Source organism: Streptomyces sp. NPDC047017, from assembly GCF_040644175.1.
Classification (GTDB): domain Bacteria; phylum Actinomycetota; class Actinomycetes; order Streptomycetales; family Streptomycetaceae; genus Streptomyces.
Genome location: NZ_JBEYVW010000009.1, coordinates 108,022 through 126,119, shown reverse-complemented (window position 1 = coordinate 126,119; position 18,098 = coordinate 108,022). Strand labels below are relative to the sequence as shown.

The window sequence follows — 18,098 nt, the reverse complement described above, 5'->3', positions numbered from 1 at the left end:
ACCGGACCGGAGTGGGAGCGCGTACCGGTCCGGAGCGGGGGGCGGGCCGGACCGGAACAAGGGGGCGCACCGGCCCCGGAGCGGGGGTGCCCGCTCGGCCGGATGCCGGAGGATTCACTCCTTCGCCCCGGCGCAGCGCGCGCTCCCGGGCGAGCGGTGTGAGCCTGGAACAGGAACGGACGGCGCCCACGACCGGACCGACTCCGCGACCCTCTCCAGGGAGGCCGAACACATGACCACCGCCAGCGGCACCACGCAGGTCAGCCAGGAGCCCGAGAGGGCCGGCGAGCGGGCCGGTTTCGACGAGATCCACATTCTCTGGATCTCCGAGGGCCTGAGCTGCGACGGCGACACCGTCTCGATGACCGCTTCGAGCCAGCCCGCCATCGAGGACATCGTGCTGGGCCTCGTCCCGGGACTGCCCAAGGTCAACCTGTACAACAAGGTGCTCTCGCCGAGCCTGGGCGGCGAGGACTACCTCGCCCCGTTCCGCGCGGCCGCGCGCGGCGAACTGGGCCCGTTCATCCTCGTCATCGAGGGCTCGATCCCCAACCAGAACATCATCGAGGGCGACGGCTACTGGACGTCCTTCGGCAACGACCTGGAGACCGGCGAGCCGCTCACCCTCAACTGGTGGCTGGACCAGCTCGCCCCCAAGGCCTGGGCGGTCGTCGCGGCCGGCACCTGCGCGACCTACGGCGGCATCCACGCGATGGCCGGCAACCCCACCGGCGCGATGGGCCTCGCCGACTACCTCGGCTGGGACTACACGTCCCAGGGCGGCCTGCCCGTGGTCAACGTGCCCGGCTGCCCGATCCAGCCCGAGAACTTCATGGAGACCCTGACCTGGGTGCTCTACCACGCGGCCGGTTCGGCGCCGCCCCCGCCGCTGGACCACATGCTGCGCCCGCAGTGGCTGTTCGGCCGCACGGTGCACGAGGGCTGCGACCGGGCCGCCTACTACGAGCAGGGTGACTTCGCCAAGGACTACAACTCGCCCAAGTGCCAGGTGAAGGTGGGCTGCTGGGGTCCGGTGGTCAACTGCAACGTGCCCAAGCGCGGCTGGATGGCCGGCATCGGCGGCTGCCCGAACGTCGGCGGCATCTGCATCGGCTGCACCATGCCCGGCTTCCCCGACGCCTTCATGCCCTTCATGGACGAGCCCACGGGCGGCAGCCTGTCCGCCGTCCTGATCAGGCCCTACGGCGCCTTCGTCCGGCGGATGCGCGGCATCACCAGCATGGCCGTCAACAAGGAACCCAGGTGGCGGCACAACGAACCCGAGCTGACCAGCGGCTACGACCCCCACTGGCGCGCCTGAACGATCCGGGGCGCCGGAACGAACGACCGGAACGACCGGGAGGACGATCATGGGCAGGATCAGAGTCGGCAAGGCCGACGTACGGCCCGACACACCGGGCCACGTCCCCGGGCTGCACGAGGGCAACAAGGGGCCGTACCGGCACCAGACGGGGCACCACGCGGACGGCACCTCCGACGCCCGCCGGTCCACCGGCATCCACTGGAAGAAGCACGACGCGATCCTGGAGAGCATGCCGAACATCTCGCCCGGATGACCCCCGGGCACCGGCACCGCACCGGCACCGCACCCACCCACAGCGACGGCACAGCGACGGACACGGAAGGAACGGGGATGACAGCCAAACACGTGCTGGCGGCGGAGGCAGCCGTCGTCGGCGGGCTGGCGCTCGCGCTGCTCGTCAAGGAGCTGCCGGGGATCGTCCGCGAGATCAGGATCTGGCGGATGGTCGGCCTCCGCCCCGGCGGCGTACGACAGCCGCGCTGACGGCTTTCCGGGCAGCGCACTCGATCGCTCTCCATGGCACTCGATCGGGGCGATCACCAATCCGCTCCCGGGGCGGGACCGGATTCCCCGCGTGAGGGACGAAGAGAAGAAGCGGCGGAAGGGGCCGGGCGTGCTGCGCCCGGCCCTGGGCGCGTTGAACGGAGTGCTGGCCGGATGCGCCGCACTGGCGGTGGCCGAACTGGTGGCGGCGGGAGTCCGCCCGCAGTCCGGCCCGGTCGTCGCGGTCGGCGGTGCGGCCATCGACCGGACGCCCACCGCGGTGAAGGACTGGGCGATCCGCCGGTTCGGCACCGACGACAAACTCGTGCTGCAACTCGGCATCCTGGCCGTGCTGACCCTGCTCGCCCTGGCCCTGGGCGTCCTGGCCGCGCGATACCGCCGGACGGGCTCCGCCGGGGTCCTGCTCTTCGGGGTCGTCGGTGCCGCGGCCGCCACCGGCCGCCCCGACTCGATCGGAGTGCCCGACGCGCTGCCTTCCGCCGCGGGCGCCGTCGCCGGGGCCCTCCTCCTGTACGCCCTCACCGGCCGCCTCCCGGCCGCCGCACCACCGCGCGAGGACACCCGGGGCACGCGGGAAGAGGACACCCGGGGCACGCCGGACGACGACGGCCGGGGCGTACCGGACGACGACACCCCCGGCGCCGGCCCGGTCGCCGCCCCTGCGGCGTCCCCCTCGGCACCCGAGCGCCCCGAGCGCCCCGAAGGCACCGAGGGCCCCGAGGGCTGGGACCGCCGGGGCTTCGTCCTGGCCGCCACCGCCGCCGCGGCGGCCTCCGCCGTCGTCGGCGCGGCCGGCCGGGCGCTCAACGCGTCCAGCGGCCGGGGCGCGGTCGCCTCCCGTGCGCGGGTGGTGCTGCCCAGGCCGGGATCACCGGCCCGGCCGCTGTCGCCACGCACCGGGCCGCGGATCAGCGGGCTCAGCCCCTTCGTCACCCCGAACGCCGACTTCTACCGGGTGGACACCGCCCTGGTGGTGCCCAAGGTGGACGCCGGCGACTGGCGGCTGCGCATCCACGGCAAGGGAGTGCGCCGCCCGGCCGTCCTCTCCTTCGACGACCTGCTGCGCCGGGAGCTGATCGAGCGCGACATCACCCTGACCTGCGTCTCGAACGAGGTCGGCGGCCCCTACGCGGGCAACGCCCGCTGGATCGGCGTACGCCTGGCCGACCTGCTCACCGAGTGCGGGGTCAGGCCCCCTTCCCGGGGTGGCCCGGCCGACCAGATGGTGTCCCGTTCGGTGGACGGGATGACGATCGGCACCCCGGTCGGGGACGTGCTGGACGGCCGCGACGCGATGCTCGCCGTCGGCATGAACGGCGAACCGCTGCCCTTCGCCCACGGCTTCCCCGTCCGGATGGTCGTGCCCGGACTGTACGGGTACGTCTCCGCCTGCAAGTGGCTTCAGGACATCGAACTCACCACCTTCGACTCCTACGACCCCTACTGGGTGCAGCGCGGCTGGTCCCAGCGGGCTCCCGTCAAGACGGAGTCCCGTATCGACACCCCGAAGCCGTTCGCCCGCCCGAAGGCCGGCACGGTGATGGTGGCCGGGGTGGCCTGGGCCCAGCACCGCGGCATCGACAAGGTCGAGGTCCGCATCGACGACGGCCCCTGGCAGCAGGCGCGGCTCGCCGCCGAGGACACCCGGGACACCTGGCGCCAGTGGTCCTTCCCCTGGCAGGCCACCCGGGGCAGCCACACCCTCGCCGTGCGCGCCACCGACCGCACCGGCCGGACCCAGACCGCACGGCGCGCCCAGGTCGTCCCCGACGGCGCGACGGGCTGGCACACCGTGGTCGTGAACGTCGACTGACGCACGCGAAGGCGCCCGCCGGCTCGCAGGACGAGCCGGCGGGCGCCTTCGCACAACCGCTCATACGGCGGCCCGGGCGGCCGAGGGGCCGCCCGGGCGGGCTCAGGACGGCATCCCGAGCACGGCGACCGGCGCGCCGGTCGGCTGCCGCGACCCGCCCGCCGGTTCCACGGTGATGCCGACCCCGGAGGCCCCGTGCACGGCACCGTCCATCAGCATGGCCTGACTGGCGCGCCCGGGTTCCATCAGGCCGGCCGGGCGCATCGTCCCGCCGTCGTCGAACCACAGCTGGTACACCTTGCCGCGGGGCGGTGCGGCCATCCGCGAGGCCATGAAGACGGCCCGGTCCCGGCTGTCGGACACCACCAGCGTGCCCGCGCCGCCGGCCACCCGCGCCGAGAGCGTCTTCGCGTCCGGCGCCATCAGCACGTCCGCCAGCTGTTCGGCGTGCCGCTGGGCCCGCGCCGCCTCCTGCCGGGCGTCCTGGGCGCGTTCGTACTGCCACACCGCGGTGCCCCCGAAGGCGGCCGCCGCGGCGACACAGGCGGCCAGCGCCCAGCGGGCCGCCCGCCGCCCGCGCGGCACTCGCCGGCGCCCTCCCTCCGCCGGCGCGGCGTCCGGCGCCACCTGGCGCACGGTGCTGATCCGGCGCAGCACCTCCTCCCGCAGCGCCGGACGGGCCGGCCCGGTCGCGGCCAGGGCCAGCCGGGCCGCCGTGGCCGTGAACTCGGCGACCTCCTGCGCGCAGGCGGCGCACTCGGCCAGATGGCGTTCGAAGGCGGCACGCTCGTCGTCGGGCAGCGCGTGCAGTGCGTAGGCGCCGGTCAGGCTGTGCGGGTCCAGCGTGGTCATGCGGTCACCCCCAGGCAGTCACGGAGCCGGATGAGGCCGTCGCGCAGCCGGGTCTTGACCGTGCCCAGCGGCAGCGCGAGCGCCTCGGCGACCTGCCGGTAGGTCAGGCCGCGGTAGTACGCCAGGGTGACCGACTGCCGCTGCAACTCGGTCAGGGTGCGCAGACAGCGCCGTACCTGCTCCTGCTCCAGCCGGGTCTCGACCTGCTCGGTCACCTGGTCGTAGTCGGGGGTGCGGTCCAGCAGAGCGGCCTTGTGGTCGCGCAGCGCGGCGGCCTCCACCGACCGCACCCGGTCCACGGCCCGGCGGTGGGCGAGGGTGAGGATCCAGTTGATGGCCGTGCCGCGTTCGGCCCGGTAGCGCGGGGCGGTGCGCCACACCTCCACCAGGACGTCCTGCGCCACCTCCTCGGACTGGGCCCGGTCGCGCAGCACCGCGCGGACCACCCCGAACACGGAACCGGCCACCGCGTCGTAGACCGCGGCGAACGCCTCCTGGTCGCCCAGCGCGGTCTGATGCAGCAACTGCTGCAGATCGGGCCCGGCGGGCGAGTGCCTGCCGATCCGCACGGCTTCCTTCACAACGGTCCTCCCAAGAGTGGCGCGACGGGCCGGACGCCCCCCGCGACGGGCCGGGACGTCCCCGGGTGATCCGAGGCCGCCACGGGATACGGATTGGTCGACGCGGGGTGCGCGTCGGCCGGGCGGGGCGGAGATCCGCCGCGCCCGGTACAAGCGCCGCGTGGCGCTCCCGCGTACGGCGCGAGTGCCACGCCCTACGGCGAGGATGTCCTGCGGACTCCACCACAGGGCGCTCCTCTCCTCGTCGTCCGCCGTATGCGGTACGCCGTATGCGGTACTACGAGCGCGGGTCCCCGCGGATGCGGGCACAGGACGTATCGCGGGCGGAATCCCGGGAATCCGCGTCACACCCGAGGCCCGGCCGGGTCCGAAGGACCACGGGAAGCGCACCGGACGGCAGAGAGGACCTGGCTCATGACCCCGCAGACCGCGGTGACCGCCCCGACGCGGCAGAGCACCCGCAGTGCCGGAAACCCGCAGGCCACGCCGGCGAAGGGCACGGGGGGCGCCGACCGGCCGGCCGCCGCGGCGCCGTACACGCCGTACCACCGCGTCCGCCTCGGCGGAGGCCGCCCCCGCCGGGAGCCACGTGTCCGCTGAACACGACACCGACGACACCCACGACACCCACGACACCCACGCCACCCACGACATGCACGACACCGACGAGATGGACCACACGCACGCCACCCCCGACCCCGCCCGGCTCCCGCCCGGCCGGTCCCGGCCGCCGCACCGCACGGGCCACCCGTCCGCCGCCTGGGGGCCGGCCCTGCGGCGTACGCCGGTGTCCATGTGGCGCGACGACGTCTCCGACTACGCCGCCGCCCTGACCTACTACGCCATCCTGACCGTGCTGCCCACCCTGCTCGTCACGGTCATCTCCTTCGCGCTGATCAGCCCGGACACCGCGGAACGGTTCATCACCCAGGTCACCGCCTACGCCCCCGCCCAGTCCGGCAGCGAACTCCACGGCGTCCTCGCCCGCATGCTGCGCGCCGACTCGACGGTGTGGACCCTCCTGGCCACCGGCGCGGGCAGCGCCGTGTGGTCCGCCTCCAGTTACCTGGCCGTCTTCCGCCGCGCCCTGCACCGCATGCACCACGCGGAGGACCCGCGCTCGCCCTGGCGGCGGGCACACCGCATCGTGCTGACCGCCCTCGCCGTGCTGGCCCTGCTCGTCGTCAGCGCCCTCGTCCTGCTGCTGACCGGGCCGGTCGCCGAGAGCGCGGGCCGCTTCCTCGGCCTCGACGCCACCGTCGCCTGGGCCTGGAGCCTGCTGCGCTGGCCGGTGCTGCTGTGCCTGGCGGCCGTGCTGGTGGTCGTCGTCTTCCACACCGGGCCCGCTCCGGCCCGCCGGCGCCGCCACAGCCTGCCCGGCGGTGTCCTCGCCGCCACCCTGTGGCTGGCCGTCTCGGCGGGCTTCGCGCTGTACGCCTCCGCCCTCGGCGCCTACAGCCGGCTCTACGGCTCGCTCGCCGGTTCCGTGGTCTTCCTGGTCTGGCTCTGGCTCTCCAACCTCGCGCTGCTCACCGGCGCCCAGTTCACCGCCGAACTGAGCAGGGCGCCCGCCGAACCCACGGCTTGACGGGCCGCGGGCCGCGGCACCGGCCGTTCGGGTGAACCGCGGATGCGGTCCGGCGGCGGCCCGCATAGCGTCGGAACCGCACACCGGTGGGGGACCTCGCCAGGCGATCCGGACGTCGTCGCGGATGCCCGTCCGGCCCAGGAGGCACGCCGCGATGAGAGCCACCCCTACGCACCGCCGCGCCCGCACCCGTTCGCCGCTCGTCCAGCGGTGGCATGAGGCGGCGGACCGTCATCTCTCGCCACTGCAGCGGTCGCTGCTGGTCACCTGGGTCTCCTTCGGCGTGACCTTCGGCACCGTACGCGTCATCACGCACGGCATCCGCGGCGGCTGGCTGCCCTGGGGCAACGTCTCGGCGGGCGGCCGGCACCTGCACCACTACAACCTCGGCATCGCGACCCTCGCGGGCCTGGGGCTGGTCGCCGTACGCGGTGACGAACGGGCCATCGGACACCCGGCCGTGGCCGTGGCCTACGGCTCCGGGACCGCGCTGATCTGCGACGAGTTCGCGCTGCTCCTCGACCTCCAGGACGTCTACTGGGCCAAGCAGGGACGGCTCAGCGTGGACGTCTCGCTGGGCGTGCTGTCCACCCTGGGCGCCTACCTCACCGCCAAGCCGTTCTGGCACGAGGTGGGGACCGTCACCCGGCACCACGTCGCCTCCGTCGCCGCGCACGGGCTGCACCCGACCGGCTGAGGACCTGACGCGGTGCCCGAACCCGAAGAGGAGACCGACATGGGCCGGGGCAGAAGCACTGCGGGCGGTACGGGCCGTACGAGCGGCACGGGCGGCTCCGGGCGGCGGATCGGGGGCCGGCGGACCGAGAGTCGGCGGAGCACCGCGCGGCCCGGTGGCCCCGCCGCCGACCGGCCGGCGGGAGGCGCCGGGGACCAGGCGGCCGACCGGACGGCCGGAGAGACCGGTAACCCCGCGGCCGGCCCTCCCCCCGCCGACCCACCCCCCATATCCACCACCCCGTCCACCACCCCGTCCACCACCCCGTCCACCACCCCGTCCACCACCCCGGACGAGTCCCCCCGCACCGCCGACGACGTACCCCCTCCCCCTCCCTCTTCCCACGGCACGCGGATGCGGCTGGCCACCGCCGAACCGTGGACGGTGCTGCTGGTGAGCTTCCTGTTCACCCTGGGGTTCCTGCTCTGCCTGGCCGTCACCCTGCAACCCCTGTGGCTGCTGCTGGTCCTGCTGGGGCGCGGGCCCTGGCCGCCGCCCGGCTGGGTGCCGCCCGCCGCGACCGTCACGGTCGTGCTGGCGCCCGCGTTCGCGACCCTGTGCGCCTTCCTCTACAACGTGGTGGCGCGCTGCGCGGGCGGCGTCGAGGTGACCCTGGCCGAGGAGACCCCGCCCAAGGGGCTGCCCGGGAGCGCGGGTTCAGGACCGCTGTGAGGCGGGACGCTGGGCGCCGGGGCCGCCGGGCCCGTCGCGCTCGTCCGGGGCGGCGTCCCAGTCGCCGCCGGCGGCCGTGGCCCGGGCGATGCCGATGCTGCCCGCCCCGATGAGCGCGACACCGATCGCCTCGGGCAGCACCCGCACCCCCAGCCCGATGTACTCCTGGAACAGCGCCCAGCCCAGCGCCACGCTGGTCAGGGCGTCGCCCAGGGTCAGCGCGGGCTGCGACGCGGTCAGGCTCCCGGCGCGGAACGCGCTCTGCAGCAGCAGGAAGCTCAGCCCGCCGACGCCGAGCACGGCGTAGAGCGGCCACTGCGTCAGCATGACGCCCACGCCCTGCTCCAGCCGCCCCATCGCCTCCTTGAGCAGCGCGGCCGTCGCGGCGAACGACACCGCGGACGCCAGGCCCAGCAGAGCGGCCCGCGGAGCGCCCCGTACCAGGCGGGACGCGGCCAGCGCCGCGATCACCACGGCGGCCACCGCGGCGCCCGCCGCGAGCCACAGGCCCGGCTCGGCGGTGGAGCGGCCCTCGGAGGGCGAGGCCGCCCCGAGGAACAGGGACAGCCCCAGCGCCAGCGCGGCGAACGCCAGCCAGGTCCGCCGGTCCGGGCGGCGGCGGAAGACGACACTGCCCACGGCGAGCGTGAACAGCAGCTCACTGGCGAGCAGCGGCTGTACGAGCGAGAGACTGCCCACGGCCAGGGCCGCCGCCTGCAGCACGGTGGACAGCGCCAGCAGCCCGGAGCCCGCGAGCCAGTACGGCCGCCGCAGCACCCTGGCCAGCCAGCGCAGCGCCTGCCGCGCCCCGGAACCGCTGTCGGACTCGTCGGTCGCGGCCCGCCGCTGGAGCACCGACGCCGACGCGTTGGACAGTGCCGCCAGCAGCGCGAGCACGATGGTCAGGGCGCTCACCGGCACCCGCCCGGACGCGGCGGCCGCCCACCGGCGGCGGTGCCTGAGCGGAACCCGCGGGGGAGGTGGGACACGCGGCTGACCTCGGCTGCGACGGGAACGCCGGGGGAGCGGGCCGGACGCGGCCGCCCCGGAGTTCGGACGGGCTGGGCCGTCACGGAGTATCCCTCCGCTCGGTTCCGGAAACGCGGGTACGCCATCCGGAGAGCCAGTGGTGCTCGCAGAACCAGCGGCCGAACATGGCGCCGCCGTAGACGACGAACCCCACTCCGGTGAGCCAGGACTCCACGACCAGCACGATACCGACCGTGCCGTAACTGATCGCGTTGTCGACGATCAGCGGAGTGAACACGAGGTCGGAGAAGACGCGCAGGCCGCCCAGCCCCACCATGGTGGCGAGCGCGCCCGGCAGCAGGGTGCGCCGGCGCAACTGCCCGCCCAGCAGGAAGTGCTCGCCCCACCAGAAGAAGAGCACCCCGAGGGGCGCGGACACCCCGACCCGCCACCAGCCGTGGAACTGGTGGCCGTTCAGCACCTCCTGGTACAGGTACGCGGTCAGCACCGCCAGCCAGGTCGCCTGCCGCCACACCCGGTGCCAGGGGCCGGGCGGCAGCCCCCAGACGCGCTCGTAGCCGTTCTGCACGCTGCCCGCGAAGGACACGCCGAACACGGCGACCAGGACACCGCCCCAGACACTGGTGGTGCTGATGACCCGCACCGGGGGGCTGATGATGTCGGTGACGACGTGCGCGGAGCGGCCCGACAGGCCCATGCCGTCGACCAGCCATGCCGCGAAGCCGCCCTCGCGGAGCGGATCGACGGCGGCGACGACGATGAGCAGGGGCGCCAGTGTGACCAGGGAGAGGGTGGCGAAACCCATCGCCCGGTGCATCAGCTCCAGCTCGCGGCCGCGCCGCACCAGGGCGGTCGCGGCGATCCGGTGCTCCAGGCCGAGCACCGCCTGCCGGACCCGCGGCACGTGGCGCCTCACGACCGCCACTCTGCCCGCGCGCCCGTCCACCCGCAACGCACCGACCGCCACCTGGCCCTACCCCGCCCCGGGCCCGACCCCGGCCGAATGCCGGGCCGGCGGAGCGGGACGGGGATGTTCGGCGGCCGTGCCGGCGGCCAGTGCGGAGGCCAGGGCGAGCAGGGCGAGGACGACGGCGGTCAGCAGGACCACATGCCGCGGCCGGGCGGCCCGGGGCCGGTGGGGCGCGGTGATCTGTTCGAACGTCTCCAGCTTCTCCGCCAGGAGCGGGTCCTGCGTCACCAGCTGCTTCTCGATCTGCGCGAGTTCGCGTTCGAAGTTCACGGGGTGCTCCTTCGGATCCGGCGCTGCGGCGGCAGGCGGCGGCCCCCGGTACGTACGCCGGGAGGGCCGGAGCCCCGCCCGGTCGGGGCCGGTGCGGTCCGTAGCACCGCAGTACCCCGCGCGGCGGTCGGCGACGCGCGCCGCGGCGCACCGGCCGCACCGGCCGCCCCCGGTCATGGCCGGCCGCGCCGGGCGGCCAGGTCCCGCAGCCGGTCGAGCGGCCCCCGCACCTGGGCGGTCACCTTGACCAGCGGTGCCGTCTCCGGGGCGGCGGGCCGGGGCCGGGCGGGCGCGGACCCCTCGGCGTCCCGCACCCTCGCCCCCAGCTCCCGCAGGGTCCGCGGCGGGCACAGCGCCTCCAGCCGGGGGAAGAGCAACTGCTCCTCCTCGACCATGTGTGCGGTGGCGCGGGTGATCACCGACAGCAGCAGCCCGGTGAACCGCGCACCGGCCGGGTCCGCGCCCGCCAGCTCCCCCAGCAGCTCCTCGGTCTCGCGGTGCCCGCGCAGGGCGTGCTCCGCCCAGCGGTCGCCGTCCGGCAGCCGGCGGCGCACCGCCGGGTACAGGTACTCCTTCGTGGCGACCGCGTGCCGGACCAGTTCCCCGCTCAGCTGCTCCACCAGGGCCGACCGCTCCCGGCTGCCCGGGCGGGCCGACCGGATCCGGTCGAACAGGCCCTGGACGCGCCGGTGGTCCCCGGTCAGCTCCTCGACGATGCCGCCGCGACGGTCCACCGCTGCTCCTCGCCCGGCCCGCGCGCGGGCCCACTGTGGCAATGGGGGTGCGCCCGGCACGCCTGCGCCGCACGCCCGGGCCGCACACCCAAGATTGGAGCACCCGGCAGCCGGGCGCCCCCCGGGCCGTCCGCCACCGGCCCGGCGGCGGACGCCGGGGACGACGCGGAGGGAGCGTGGTGCGGGCGTGCTGACGCGGCGGCGCAAGGCGAGGGCGCAGGCCAGGGCCCGGCAGACCGCGTTCCGGGCGTACGTCGCCGCCGACCGGCGCGCACCGGTCTCCGAACTGGCCGGGCAGGTGCTGCGCAAGGCGTTCCCCGACCACTGGACGTTCCTGCTCGGCGAGATCGCCCTGTACGGCCTGGTCGTCCTGGTGCTCACCGGGTCCTTCCTCACGCTCTTCTTCGATCCGAGCCTCGCCCAGTTGCCCTACCACGGGACGTACGGTCCGCTGCGGGGCGTGCTCGTCTCCAAGGCGTACGAGTCCACCCTCGACCTGTCCTTCGCGGTGCGCGGCGGGCTGCTGATGCGCCAGATACACCACTGGGCCGCGCTGGTCTTCGTGTCGGCCGTCGGGGCGCACCTGCTCCGGGTCTTCTTCACGGGCGCCTTCCGCAGGCCGCGCGAGATCAACTGGACCGTGGGCGTGACCCTGTTCCTGCTCTCGCTCCTGGAGGGGTTCTGCGGCTACTCCCTCCCCGACGACCTGCTGTCCGGCACCGGGCTGCGCACCGCCGACTCGATCGTGCAGTCCATCCCGGTCGTCGGCACCTACCTGGCCTTCTTCGCCTGGGGCGGCCCCTTCCCCGGCCAGGCGATCGTCCGGCGGCTGTACATCGCGCACGTGCTGTTCGTGCCGGGCCTGCTGATCGCGCTGCTCGCGGTGCACCTGTTCCTGGTGGTGTACCTCAAGCACACCCAGTGGGCCGAGCCGGGCCGGACCAACCGCAACGTGGTCGGGCAGCCCATGGTCCCCTCGTTCGCCGCCAGGTCGGCCGGGCTCTCGCTGATCGTCTTCGGCGTCCTCGCCGTCATGGGCGCGATCGCCGAGATCAACCCCATCTGGAACTTCGGCCCCTACCTCCCCGACCAGGTCTCCACCGACGCCCAGCCGGACTGGTACGTCGGGTTCCTGGAGGGGGCGCTGCGGCTGATGCCCGGGGTGGAGTGGAACATCGCCGGACACACCGTCCTGTGGAACGTGCTGCTCCCGGCGGTGGTGCTCCCGGCCCTGCTGTTCCTGGTGCTCTACGCCTATCCCGTCGTCGAGCGCTGGCTCACCGGCGACCTGGTGGAGCACCACCTGTGCGACCGGCCCCGCGACCGGCCGGTGCGCACCGGGCTCGGGGTCGGCGCGGTCGTCGGCTACGCCGTGCTGCTGCTGGCCGGCGGCAACGACGTGATGGCGTACGTCTTCGGGACCTCCGTCAACGGCCTCACCTGGATCTTCCGGGTGGCCCTGTGCGCGGCCCCGGTCCTCGCCTACCTGATCACCAGGCGCGTCTGCCTGGCGCTGCAACTGCACGAGCGGCGGCTGCTGCACGAGGGCGAGGAGACCGGCGAGGTCTCCCAGGACCTGCCCGGCGGCATGGCGGAGAGCCACCAGGACATCGGTCCGCGCCGCCGCTACAAGCTGCTGGTCAGGGACGTCCCGCTGCCGCTGGAGCACCCCGGGCCCGGGGCCCCGCTGCGGCACCGGCTGCGGGCCGCGCTCAGCGGCTGGTACTACGGCGTGCGCGTCGAGCCGCCCGCCACGGCGGAGGAACGCCTGCAGATCAGCGGCCGTACGGCCGATCCGGTGGCGGGCGGAGCCGGCTCACCGCGGGAATGACCGGGGTGAGCCGGGGGCGGCCCACGCGTCGTGCCCGCACGTCAGGGTGCGGGCACGACGGTCTTGCCGGTGGGGTCACCGGCGACGGCCTCGGCGTGCCATGCCGATGGTCATCCCCATCGCGGCCAGACCCAGAAGAGCGGTCACCGCACCGACCCAGCAGTTGCTCCAGACGATGCCCGCCCGCGCGCCGTGCGTGAGGGTCACCACCCACGGCGAGATGAACAGCCAGATGCCGAGCGGCACGAGCGCCCAGGCCAGTCGGAACATGCGCTCCGGGGCCAGGGCCAGGCCGAGTCCGATCACGCCGATGGTGATCCCGACGATCAGGTTGTTGACGGTGATGGCGGGCTGGATCGCGAAGTGCACGACCCAGGGGGAGATCGCGGCGTAGAGGCCGGCCAGGACGATCAGGCCCTCCACGGCGATCGCCGGTGGGGTCGAGGCCGTGCGCTCAAGGCGTTCCCGCATCTCCGCCATCTCGGGATGCGAGCCCATCATCTCCGGATGGGTGCCCACGTCACTGGAGCGATGTGGATACGACATTCCTGTCGTCTCCTCTCCAAAAGGGGTTCCTTTGCCTGCTGCAAGGGTTCCCCCGTACGGGTGACTTATGCGCCTTTTATCCCGGTTTCTCCACGAACTCCAGCACCATGCCGATCAGCCCGACGGCGAGCACACCGAAGCCGATGACGAACAGCCACAGCCCGTAGACGACACCGATCGCGCAGACGGTGACGCCCGCGGCGGTCACGACCGGGCGGCCGCTCCTCGGCGGGAAGAAGCCGACATGGCCGCTGCGTTCGTGGATCTCACCGGTCGCCCGGTCCTCCGGGCGCTCGCCCCTGCGCCGGTGGTTGACCAGGCAGAAGAAGGCGATCACCGACGCCATGAAGCAGGACACGGTCAGCGCGGCGACACCGGCCGGCTCCCGCGCGAACCAGCCGTAGGCCACATCGGTGAGCAGGAAGAACACGGCCACACCGGCGAAGAGATACGACTCGGATTTCATTCGCTCCGCGCCCCCAGCGGGTCTTGGGTGGGCTCCGCGGTGCCGTGCGGCGCCGCCGGCAGTTCCCGCACGACCTCCGGGTGGTGCAGGTCGAAGGCGGGCGAGTCGGACCGCACGCGCGGCAGCGCGGTGAAGTTGTGCCGGGGCGGCGGACACGAGGTCGCCCACTCCAGGGACCTGCCGTAGCCCCAGGGGTCGTCCACCGTCACCTTCTCCCCGTACCGGGCGGTCTTCCACACGTTGTAGAAGAACGGCAGGTTGGACAGCCCGATCAGGAAGGCGCCGATCGAGGAGACGGTGTTCAGCGCGGTGAACCCGTCGGCGGCGAGATAGTCGGCGTACCGCCGGGGCATGCCCATCTCGCCCAGCCAGTGCTGGACGAGGAACGTGGTCTGGAAGCCGACGAACAGCGTCCAGAACTGGATCTTCCCCAGCCGCTCGTCCAGCATCCGGCCCGTCAGCTTCGGCCACCAGAAGGAGAACCCGCCGAACATCGCGAAGACGATCGTCCCGAACAGCACGTAGTGCAGATGGGCGACGATGAAGTAGCTGTCGGTCAGGTGGAAGTCCAGCGGCGGCGAGGCGATCAGCACCCCGCTGAGCCCGCCGAGCAGGAAGGTGACCAGGAACCCGATCGACCACAGCATCGGCGTCTCGAAGGAGACGCTGCCCCGCCACATCGTGCCGATCCAGTTGAAGAACTTCACCCCCGTGGGGACGGCGATCAGGTACGACAGCAGGGAGAAGAACGGCAGCAGCACCCCGCCGGTGGCGAACATGTGGTGCGCCCACACGGTCGCCGACAGCATGGTGATCGCGATCGTCGCGCCCACCATGCCGACGTACCCGAAGACCGGCTTGCGGCTGAACACCGGGATGATCTCCGTGACCACGCCGAAGAACGGCAGCGCCACGATGTACACCTCCGGATGGCCGAAGAACCAGAACAGGTGCTGCCACAGCAGCGCCCCGCCGTCGGCCGGGTCGTAGATGTGCGCGCCGAACTTGCGGTCGGCCTCCAGCGCCAGCAGCGCCGCCGTCAGCACCGGGAAGGCCAGCAGCACCAGGATCGAGGTGAACAGCGCGTTCCAGGTGAAGATCGGCATCCGGAACATGGTCATGCCCGGCGCGCGCAGGCACAGGATGGTGGCGATGAAGTTGACGGCACCCAGTGTGGTGCTCAGGCCCGCGACCACCAGGCCCATCACCCACAGGTCTCCGCCGTGGCCCGGGGTGTGCACGGAACTGTTCAGCGGCGCGTAGGCGAACCAGCCGAACGGCGCCGCGCCCCCGTCGACCGTGAACCCGGACAGCACGGTGAGCCCGCCGAACAGGAAGAACCAGTAGGTGAGGGCGTTGAGCCGGGGAAAGGCCACATCGGGGGCGCCGATCTGCAACGGCATGATCGCGTTGGTGAACCCGGCGAAGGTGGGCGTCGCGAACAGCAGCATCATGATCGTGCCGTGGATCGTGAACAGCTGGTTGTACTGGTTCTCGTCCATGATCTGCAGCCCGGGCCGGGCCAGTTCCGCCCGCATCAGCAGCGCCATGACACCGGCGGCCAGGAAGAAGCCGAACGAGGTGACCAGATACAGGTTGCCGATCTTCTTGTGATCGGTCGTGGTCAGGCAGTCCCGGATCGTCTCACCGGCGCCGCCCCGGGGCGGCCGGACGGTGCGCCGGGGTCCGGCCGGGCCGGGATGTGTCGGTGACATGGGCGCCCTCCACGCGCTGAGGACCCGCGACTCGGCACCGGAGGGCAGGTGAGTCATTCGGTCCCGTTCGGCCGCCGCCCCATGCGGGGCTTGCGCCACCTGCCCCGCGCGTTCCGTCTCCCGGGTGACCACGGCGTGTGCGCCGCCCGGCGCGGGTCACCCAGCGGTGACGGCAGCGGTGACGGCACAACTGTCCCCAGGGAGTCAGACATGGCACAGGTGGCCGGCGGGGCGCTGAGCGGGTGCCGGATCGACGCCGTCGACGTGCACGCCTTCGAACTGCCCACCGACGGCCCGGGCGGCACGGAACAGGACGGCACCCTGGAATGGGACGCCGCCACCATGGTCCTGGTCCGGGTGCACGCCGGCGGGCGCACCGGCACCGGCTACACCTACGGTGACGTGTCCGCCGCCGCGTTCCTGTCCGGCGAGGTCGCCCCGCTGCTCCAGGGACAGGCCCCCTCCTCGCCCCCCGGCTGGGGGAGTTGATGGGCCGGCGGATCCGCAACGCCGGACGCCCCGGCGTGGGGGCGATGGCGGTGTCCGGCGCGGACATCGCCCTGTGGGACCTCAAGGCCAGGCTGCTGGACCTGCCCTGCTCCACCTGCTGCCGGCCCACCACGACCGCGTCCCGGTCTACGGCGGCGGCGGCTTCACCGACCACCCGCCGGACCGTCTCGCCGGACAGCCGGGCGGCTGGGTGGAACAGGGCATCGGGCGGGTGAAGCTCAAGACCTCCCGGGACCCCGAGCGCGACCCGCGGCGGCTCACCGCCGTGCGCGAGGCGATCGGCGACGCGCCCGAACTGCTCACCGACGCCGACGGCGCGCTCGGCCGCAAGGAGGCGCTGTACTGGGCGCACCGGTTCCACGACGAGTGGGACGTGCGGTGGTTCGAGGAGCCGGTCGGCTCCGCGGACATCGAGGGCCTGCGGACGCTGCGGGAACGCGGTCCGGCGCGGCTGGAGATCGCCGCGGGGGAGTACGCGTACACCAGCCGCGACTTCGTCGACCTCGTCGAGGCGGGGGCGGTGGACTGCCTCCAGGCGGACGTCACCCGCTGCGGCGGCGTCACCGGCGTCCTGGAGGCCGCCGGCCTCGCGGCGGCCCGGCACCTGGACCTGTCCGCGCACTGCGCCCCCGCCGTCTCCGCCCACGCGTACTGCGCCGTGCGCCGGCTGCGGCACCTGGAGTACTTCCACGACCAGGTGCGCTTCGAGCGGCGGGCCTTCGACGGCGCACTGTCACCGGACGGCGGCGCGCTGCGGCCCGACCCCGGCCGGCCCGGGCTCGGCCTGGAGGTCCGGTGGTCCGACGCGGAACCCCACCGCGTGTACCGGGAGCGGCCGGCCCGACCCGCACCCGGCGCCGGGACGGGCCGGCCGCCCGGAAGCCGGGACAACTGTCCTTACCGGCACGGGAATCGGTGTGCGAGACTGCGGTGATCGACATTCCCGCATGATCCACTCGCACGACGGAGTCCGCCATGGCGACCGGAACCCCCGACCTCCCGTCCCCGCAGATAGACACCAGCAAGGCCCATCCGGCCCGGGTCTACGACTGGCTGCTCGGCGGCAAGGACAACTACCCCGTGGACGAGGCCGTCGGGCGCCGGCTCCCGCCCGAGGCGCATGACGCCGCCCGGCACAACCGCGCGTTCATGCACCGCGCGGCGGCCTGGCTGGCCGCGCAGGGCCTGGACCAGTTCCTCGACATCGGCACCGGCATCCCGACCGAGCCCAACCTGCACCAGATCGTGCAGCGCGCGGTCCCCACCGCCCGGGTCGTCTACACGGACAACGACCCGATCGTGCTGCGGCACGCCGAGGCGCTGCTGGTGAGCCGGCCCGAGGGGTCCACCGACTACATCGAGGCCGATGTGCGCCGGCCGGACCAGATCCTCGAACACGCCCGGACCGTCCTGGACTTCGACCGGCCCGTCGTGCTGTCGCTGATCGCGCTCATGCACTTCATCCCCGACGACCAGGACGCCCACGGCATCGTGGGGGAGCTGCTCGGCGCGCTGCCCTCGGGCAGCTACCTCGTGCTGTCGCACGCGGCTTCCGACCTGTTCCCGGAACTGGTGCGGAAGGTCGTCGACGAGTACGCCAAGGGCGGTATCCGTCTCGGCTTCCGCACCCGTCCGGAGGTCGCCCGCTTCTTCGAGGGCCTGGAACTGATCGAGCCCGGGCTGGTGACCGCGCCCGAGTGGTACCGGACGTCACCCGCGCCCGAGCCCGAGGACAGCGGCATCTACGCCGCTGTGGCCCGCGTCCCCTGACCGGTCAGCGCGGCGGCTGGTCGGTGCCCCGGTCCTGGTCGCCCAGCTGCTGGCGGAGCTTGTCCTGAGCGGTGTCCACCTGGCCGCTGTACTTGCCCTGGGTGCGCTCGTCGAGGTAGTCGCCGCCCTTGTCGATGCCCTTGCCGGCCTGCTCCTCGTGCCCCTTGATGAGGCCCTTGAGCTTGTCCATCATGCTCATCGCGTACTCCTTCACGGCGTGGTTCAT

Annotated in this window: 19 protein-coding genes and 1 pseudogene; 10 read left to right on the top strand and 10 right to left on the bottom strand. The window is 73.6% G+C overall.

Features of this window, described 5'->3' with window-relative positions:
- The first annotated feature begins 232 nt into the window (after positions 1-232).
- The 4 genes from ABZ858_RS17340 to ABZ858_RS17325 all read left to right on the top strand — a co-directional run bounded on the left by ABZ858_RS17340 (position 233) and on the right by ABZ858_RS17325 (position 3,641).
- On the top strand, positions 233-1,321 hold the full coding sequence (locus ABZ858_RS17340) for a hydrogenase expression protein HypE (RefSeq protein WP_361378354.1): 1,089 nt from the start codon (positions 233-235) through the stop codon (positions 1,319-1,321).
- A 49-nt stretch (positions 1,322-1,370) separates the two neighbouring features.
- Positions 1,371-1,577 (top strand): hypothetical protein, encoded by a 207-nt coding sequence (locus ABZ858_RS17335; protein WP_361378351.1) that lies wholly within the window; start codon positions 1,371-1,373, stop codon positions 1,575-1,577.
- Between the two features lie 77 nt (positions 1,578-1,654).
- Positions 1,655-1,807 carry a hypothetical protein gene (locus tag ABZ858_RS17330; RefSeq protein WP_361378348.1) on the top strand — a complete coding sequence of 51 codons (153 nt, stop codon included), beginning with the start codon at positions 1,655-1,657 and terminating at the stop codon, positions 1,805-1,807.
- 91 nt (positions 1,808-1,898) lie between these two features.
- A complete protein-coding gene (locus ABZ858_RS17325) occupies positions 1,899-3,641 on the top strand; it encodes a molybdopterin-dependent oxidoreductase (RefSeq protein ID WP_361378345.1) in 1,743 nt (580 codons plus the stop codon).
- A gap of 102 nt (positions 3,642-3,743) precedes the next feature.
- Here the strand turns inward: ABZ858_RS17325 and ABZ858_RS17320 are convergent, their stop codons facing one another.
- Together ABZ858_RS17320 and ABZ858_RS17315 are read right to left on the bottom strand one after the other, a co-directional pair.
- Positions 3,744-4,493: an anti-sigma factor gene (locus tag ABZ858_RS17320; protein WP_361378342.1), complete on the bottom strand. Its 750-nt coding sequence runs from the start codon at positions 4,491-4,493 to the stop codon at positions 3,744-3,746.
- Positions 4,490-5,074 (bottom strand): sigma-70 family RNA polymerase sigma factor, encoded by a 585-nt coding sequence (locus ABZ858_RS17315; protein WP_361378339.1) that lies wholly within the window; start codon positions 5,072-5,074, stop codon positions 4,490-4,492. Before ABZ858_RS17315 ends, ABZ858_RS17320 begins: the two co-directional genes overlap by 4 nt.
- Positions 5,075-5,663: 589 nt before the next feature.
- Between ABZ858_RS17315 and ABZ858_RS17310 the strand changes: the two genes are divergently transcribed.
- The 3 genes from ABZ858_RS17310 (at position 5,664) to ABZ858_RS17300 (ending at position 8,070) form a co-directional block, all read left to right on the top strand.
- The gene (locus ABZ858_RS17310) at positions 5,664-6,662 is read left to right on the top strand and encodes a YihY/virulence factor BrkB family protein (protein WP_361378336.1); all 999 of its coding nucleotides are present in this window, start codon (positions 5,664-5,666) and stop codon (positions 6,660-6,662) included.
- A gap of 154 nt (positions 6,663-6,816) precedes the next feature.
- Complete coding sequence (locus ABZ858_RS17305) at positions 6,817-7,359, top strand: hypothetical protein (protein ID WP_361378333.1); 543 nt, start codon at positions 6,817-6,819, stop codon at positions 7,357-7,359.
- 12 nt (positions 7,360-7,371) lie between these two features.
- Positions 7,372-8,070 carry a DUF3566 domain-containing protein gene (locus ABZ858_RS17300; RefSeq protein ID WP_361378330.1) on the top strand — a complete coding sequence of 233 codons (699 nt, stop codon included), beginning with the start codon at positions 7,372-7,374 and terminating at the stop codon, positions 8,068-8,070.
- Here the strand turns inward: ABZ858_RS17300 and ABZ858_RS17295 are convergent.
- The 4 genes from ABZ858_RS17295 to ABZ858_RS17280 all read right to left on the bottom strand — a co-directional run bounded on the left by ABZ858_RS17295 (position 8,056) and on the right by ABZ858_RS17280 (position 11,034).
- Entirely contained in the window at positions 8,056-8,985 is a 930-nt protein-coding gene (locus tag ABZ858_RS17295; RefSeq protein ID WP_361378327.1) for a DMT family transporter, read from the bottom strand. The genes ABZ858_RS17300 and ABZ858_RS17295 overlap by 15 nt on opposite strands.
- A gap of 154 nt (positions 8,986-9,139) precedes the next feature.
- Positions 9,140-9,943, bottom strand: a complete 804-nt coding sequence (locus ABZ858_RS17290; protein ID WP_361378837.1) for a ribonuclease BN — start codon at positions 9,941-9,943, stop codon at positions 9,140-9,142.
- Positions 9,944-10,033: 90 nt separating this feature from the next.
- Positions 10,034-10,300: a DUF3040 domain-containing protein gene (locus ABZ858_RS17285; RefSeq protein WP_361378324.1), complete on the bottom strand. Its 267-nt coding sequence runs from the start codon at positions 10,298-10,300 to the stop codon at positions 10,034-10,036.
- A gap of 173 nt (positions 10,301-10,473) precedes the next feature.
- A complete protein-coding gene (locus ABZ858_RS17280; RefSeq protein ID WP_361378321.1) occupies positions 10,474-11,034 on the bottom strand; it encodes a hemerythrin domain-containing protein in 561 nt (186 codons plus the stop codon).
- A 187-nt stretch (positions 11,035-11,221) separates the two neighbouring features.
- On the opposite strand from ABZ858_RS17280, the gene ABZ858_RS17275 reads away from it, so the two are divergent.
- Positions 11,222-12,865, top strand: a complete 1,644-nt coding sequence (locus ABZ858_RS17275; protein ID WP_361378319.1) for a ubiquinol-cytochrome c reductase cytochrome b subunit — start codon at positions 11,222-11,224, stop codon at positions 12,863-12,865.
- Between the two features lie 75 nt (positions 12,866-12,940).
- Here the strand turns inward: ABZ858_RS17275 and ABZ858_RS17270 are convergent, their stop codons facing one another.
- The 3 genes from ABZ858_RS17270 to ctaD form a co-directional block, all read right to left on the bottom strand.
- Positions 12,941-13,411: an SPW repeat protein gene (locus ABZ858_RS17270; RefSeq protein WP_361378316.1), complete on the bottom strand. Its 471-nt coding sequence runs from the start codon at positions 13,409-13,411 to the stop codon at positions 12,941-12,943.
- A 76-nt stretch (positions 13,412-13,487) separates the two neighbouring features.
- Entirely contained in the window at positions 13,488-13,877 is a 390-nt protein-coding gene (locus tag ABZ858_RS17265) for a cytochrome c oxidase subunit 4 (RefSeq protein WP_361378313.1), read from the bottom strand.
- A complete protein-coding gene (ctaD, locus tag ABZ858_RS17260) occupies positions 13,874-15,592 on the bottom strand; it encodes a cytochrome c oxidase subunit I (protein ID WP_361378310.1) in 1,719 nt (572 codons plus the stop codon). Before ctaD ends, ABZ858_RS17265 begins: the two co-directional genes overlap by 4 nt.
- Before the next feature lie 210 nt (positions 15,593-15,802).
- Between ctaD and ABZ858_RS17255 the strand changes: the two are divergent.
- Together ABZ858_RS17255 and ABZ858_RS17250 are read left to right on the top strand one after the other, a co-directional pair.
- Positions 15,803-16,943, top strand: a pseudogene (locus tag ABZ858_RS17255) (enolase C-terminal domain-like protein); the annotation flags it as partial.
- Positions 16,944-17,077: 134 nt separating this feature from the next.
- On the top strand, positions 17,078-17,872 hold the full coding sequence (locus ABZ858_RS17250; protein WP_361378307.1) for an SAM-dependent methyltransferase: 795 nt from the start codon (positions 17,078-17,080) through the stop codon (positions 17,870-17,872).
- Positions 17,873-17,876: 4 nt separating this feature from the next.
- Here ABZ858_RS17250 and ABZ858_RS17245 read toward each other — a convergent pair whose 3' ends face one another.
- Positions 17,877-18,071 (bottom strand): antitoxin, encoded by a 195-nt coding sequence (locus ABZ858_RS17245; RefSeq protein ID WP_361378834.1) that lies wholly within the window; start codon positions 18,069-18,071, stop codon positions 17,877-17,879.
- Positions 18,072-18,098 lie beyond the last annotated feature (27 nt).

Bases quoted from the DNA above. Each gene is read 5' to 3' on its own strand.
- ABZ858_RS17340 (WP_361378354.1), top strand. From the start codon at position 233: ATGACCACCGCCAGCGGCACCACGCAGGTCAGCCAGGAGCCCGAGAGG.
- ABZ858_RS17335 (WP_361378351.1), top strand. From the start codon at position 1,371: ATGGGCAGGATCAGAGTCGGCAAGGCCGACGTACGGCCCGACACACCG.
- ABZ858_RS17330 (WP_361378348.1), top strand. From the start codon at position 1,655: ATGACAGCCAAACACGTGCTGGCGGCGGAGGCAGCCGTCGTCGGCGGG.
- ABZ858_RS17320 (WP_361378342.1), bottom strand. From the start codon at position 4,493: ATGACCACGCTGGACCCGCACAGCCTGACCGGCGCCTACGCACTGCAC.
- ABZ858_RS17305 (WP_361378333.1), top strand. From the start codon at position 6,817: ATGAGAGCCACCCCTACGCACCGCCGCGCCCGCACCCGTTCGCCGCTC.
- ABZ858_RS17270 (WP_361378316.1), bottom strand. From the start codon at position 13,411: ATGTCGTATCCACATCGCTCCAGTGACGTGGGCACCCATCCGGAGATG.
- ABZ858_RS17265 (WP_361378313.1), bottom strand. From the start codon at position 13,877: ATGAAATCCGAGTCGTATCTCTTCGCCGGTGTGGCCGTGTTCTTCCTG.
- ctaD (WP_361378310.1), bottom strand. From the start codon at position 15,592: ATGTCACCGACACATCCCGGCCCGGCCGGACCCCGGCGCACCGTCCGG.
- ABZ858_RS17250 (WP_361378307.1), top strand. From the start codon at position 17,078: ATGGCGACCGGAACCCCCGACCTCCCGTCCCCGCAGATAGACACCAGC.
- ABZ858_RS17245 (WP_361378834.1), bottom strand. From the start codon at position 18,071: ATGAGCATGATGGACAAGCTCAAGGGCCTCATCAAGGGGCACGAGGAG.